This is a genomic window from Peptostreptococcus anaerobius 653-L (assembly GCF_000178095.1).
Taxonomy (GTDB): Bacteria; Bacillota; Clostridia; order Peptostreptococcales; family Peptostreptococcaceae; genus Peptostreptococcus; species Peptostreptococcus anaerobius.
Genome location: NZ_ADJN01000030.1, coordinates 1 through 3,655, shown reverse-complemented (window position 1 = coordinate 3,655; position 3,655 = coordinate 1). Strand labels below are relative to the sequence as shown.

3 protein-coding genes are annotated in these 3,655 nt (G+C 36.0%); 2 read left to right on the top strand and 1 reads right to left on the bottom strand.

What is annotated here, in order from left to right; translation table 11 throughout:
• Window positions 1-378: 378 nt before the first annotated feature.
• Window positions 379-1,140 (bottom strand): 4-hydroxy-tetrahydrodipicolinate reductase, encoded by a 762-nt coding sequence (gene dapB, locus HMPREF0631_RS03665; protein ID WP_002843510.1) that lies wholly within the window; start codon window positions 1,138-1,140, stop codon window positions 379-381.
• Between the two features lie 204 nt (window positions 1,141-1,344).
• Between dapB and HMPREF0631_RS03660 the strand changes: the two genes are divergently transcribed.
• Window positions 1,345-2,526, top strand: coding sequence for a pyridoxal phosphate-dependent aminotransferase (locus HMPREF0631_RS03660; protein ID WP_002843514.1), 1,182 nt, complete (start codon window positions 1,345-1,347; stop codon window positions 2,524-2,526).
• Window positions 2,527-2,532: 6 nt separating this feature from the next.
• A complete protein-coding gene (locus HMPREF0631_RS03655) occupies window positions 2,533-3,624 on the top strand; it encodes a YkvI family membrane protein (RefSeq protein WP_002843512.1) in 1,092 nt (363 codons plus the stop codon).
• The last annotated feature ends 31 nt before the right edge of the window (window positions 3,625-3,655 follow it).

Genomic DNA, 3,655 nt, shown 5'->3' with positions numbered 1-3,655 from the left:
CCAATAGCTTATTTATAAGCTATGTGTCGCATCCAACGACCGTTCTATTATATCAAGCCAACGTTTTTTTGTCAATACTTTATTTTAAGTTTTTCCAACTCATTTTCAAAGTCTATAACAAGTTCGATTGACTCGTGAGTCCTCTTATCAGTCGCTCCTAAGCTTCTGTATCTCAAGGACAAGTAATACTATACCACCTTATATAATAAGTGTCAATAACTTTTACGAAATATTTTTTTGTGAATTTTTATACTGCCGACATTATGAACGCAAGTCAAAATAAGGTTCGTAATTTTCTCGATATATATGATTTGAGACCCTATATACAATCAGAACATTCGTATTTCATCTGTCAGCATTAGAGTCTCAAGTATCTTATTATTTATTTGCAAGTACATCCTTCATATCATATAAACCATTTTTCTTTGTTCTTAAATAGTATAGGGCTTTTAGGGCTCCATTTGCAAATGACCTATCAGACTCTGCATGGTGGCTGATTGTTATAACCTCATCCTCTCCTGCAAATATGACATCATGGTCGCTTATTATAGTTCCTCCCCTTACTGAGTGGAAGCCTACTTCGTCAACTTGTCTCTTAGAATCGGGACCAGTTCTCCCAAAATTTGAGAACAAGTTTTCGTTTGCTGATTTCATACTGTCAAAAATCATCTTTGAGGTTCCACTAGGTGCATCTTCTTTTCTATTATGGTGCTTTTCTATTATCTCTATGTCAAATCCCTTTAGTAGTTTACAAGCTTCCCTTACTATATCTAATAGTACATTTACTCCAAAACCTGTATTATGGGATAGGAGAATAGGAATCTCTTTTGATGCTCTTTCTATTAAAGCCTCATCTTCTTCTGTAAGACCTGTTGTACCTATAACAAGCGGTATTTTTTTGTCTAGAGAGTACTCAACAACAGAACTAATGTTGTTTCTATTTGAAAAATCTATTATACCATCGCACTCCTCTTTTACGCTTGATATATGATTATATACCTTATAGCCTATATGGTCATCACCCTCTTCTGATGCAGAACGTGATACACCAAAAGCTATACTAGAATTTTTATCCCTGTTTACTGCCTCCATATTGGCCCTTCCAAGCTTACCATAAAAACCGATTATACCTACTTTCATCTTAAAAAACCTCCATAGAAATAAAATTGTTTTTCAAGTAGATTATAACATATAATCCATATACAAATCACTCTCCATGTATTAAAATGTATGTATAGACTTTCAGATATATCCCTATAGTATCGACAATATAAAAATACATATCTGATACGAATAGAAAAACACATAAAAATCATACAAAAACATATTTAAGGAGGATGTCTTATGCTATCAAAGAGACTAAGTAAAATAACCCCTTCTGTAACTGTGGGTATCAACTCAAAGGTTAAGGAGCTAAAATCAAATGGAGTTGAGGTAATCAACCTTAGTATAGGTGAACCAGACTTTAACGTACCTGAAAAGGCAAAGAAATACGGAAAAAAATCTTTAGACGATAATATAACTAAATACAACCTAGTACCGGGAATCTTGGAACTAAGAGAGGAAATATGCAAGAAACTTAAGGATGAAAATAATATAGAATACAGCCCGGACCAAATAGTCCTATCAAGCGGTGCCAAGAACTCTATAACTAACCTACTGCTTGCAGTCACAGATCCAGGTGATGAAGTCCTTCTTCCACTACCATATTGGGTGAGTTACTCAGAAATGGTAAAGATAGTCAATGCAGTTCCAGTAGAAGTTCCTACTAAAAAGGAAAACAACTTTAAGGCTACTAAGGAAGATTTACTAGCGTCAATCACAGACAAGACTAAGCTTATAATCATAACTAATCCATCTAATCCAACTGGTGCAGTATACACAAGAGATGAGTTATTGGAAATAGCTGAAGTATGTCTTGAAAAGGGCATCTACATTATGGCGGATGAAATATACGAAAAGATAAAGTATGACGACACTTTCGTATCAGTAGCATCACTTAGCCCAGAGATTAAAGATATAACAATAACAGTAAATGGCTTTGCAAAGAGTGCAGCCCTAACAGGCACAAGACTAGGATATACAGCATCAAACTCAGAAATAGCAAAGGCTATGACATCTATCCAGGGTCACATCATATCTCACCCTTGCCTAGTAGCCCAGTATATAGGACTTGGGGCCCTAAAGGAATGCCAGTCAGATATGGACCATATGGTTGCAACTTACAAGCATAGATGTGAATTGATAACTGATAGACTAGACAAGATAGACCACATAGGATATGTAAAACCATCAGGAGCCTTCTATATATTTATAGACCTGTCTGAAGTTAAGGCAAGATACAAATATGAAGATTCATTCTCTATCAAGTTTTGCGAAGACTTCCTAGAAAATGAAAGGGTAGCCGTAGTACCTGGTAAAGCATTTGGTATAGACGAATACATCAGAATCTCCTATGCCTGCCACGAGGATGATTTCTTAGAAGGTTTAGATAGACTAGAAAAGTTTATCAAGCCACTATTCTAATATAGTATGAACTCACCTCATACAAACAATGACAATTTAAGTTTTAGTGATATAAATAAGATTGCAGGTGGCTTTGTAGCCTGGATAATAGGTGCAGGCTTCGCTACTGGCAGGGAAATACTAAATTTCTTCGCCAGTTTTGGCTACTGGGCCTATGGTGCAATCATTATAACACTAGTTGGATTTATATTTTCGGTAAAGGTAGTAATGGAAGCCGGATACGAACATAGAGACAATCCAGACTTTAGGCAATACGACTACTTCTGCGGTAAAAAAATAGGCAAGATCTACTATATAGTAGTTCCTGTATTCCTATTTCTTCTAATGGCAATATTGATATCGGCAACTGGTTCAACTATTCAAGAAAACTACGGAATAAACAGGTACATAGGATCTATAATAGTTGCTATAATAATATTTATGTCATACATATCTGGATTTGAGAGATTTATACAGGTAATCTCTAAAGTGACCCCTATACTGATTGTTTTTTTCATACTTGTAGGTCTGATAGTCATACAAAAGGACTATTCAAATTTTTCATTAATAGGCGACCTACAATCAATCTTAAAGCAGTATAAGGCTGGTCCAGTATGGTACTTCAGTGGATTCTTATACTTTTCCTTGGCAGTATCTGCCGGTGGTACCTACATATCAAAACTAGGAGCCTCTGCAGGGAGTTTAAAACAAATAAAATACGGTTCTCTACTCGGGTCTATAGAGGTCTGCCTTGGAATAACTATCATATCGACAGCTATACTTCTCAATATTGAACCCATATCAAGGGTAGATGTTCCAACCCTTTACCTTGCTCAGAGGATAGACCCCTTGGTGGCAAACGCCTTTACAATAGTCTTGTTGCTAGGTATATTCTCTGCATCAGCGGCAACGATGTGGAGTCTATGTAAGTTTATGTACGCCAATAATCCTAGAAAGAACAAGCTAGCAGCTCTTTTAGTTGCCATACTAGCCACACTTGTTGGAATATTTCCCTTTGCCAAGCTAGTCGCCATCATCCTTCCGATAATGGCCTATATAGGTATGTTCTACGTGGTATGCGTGGTCTATAAGGGTTTAAAATTGAAATTCAAAAATTAATAAAAAATTGATATAGTGAAAAAAGACCTGA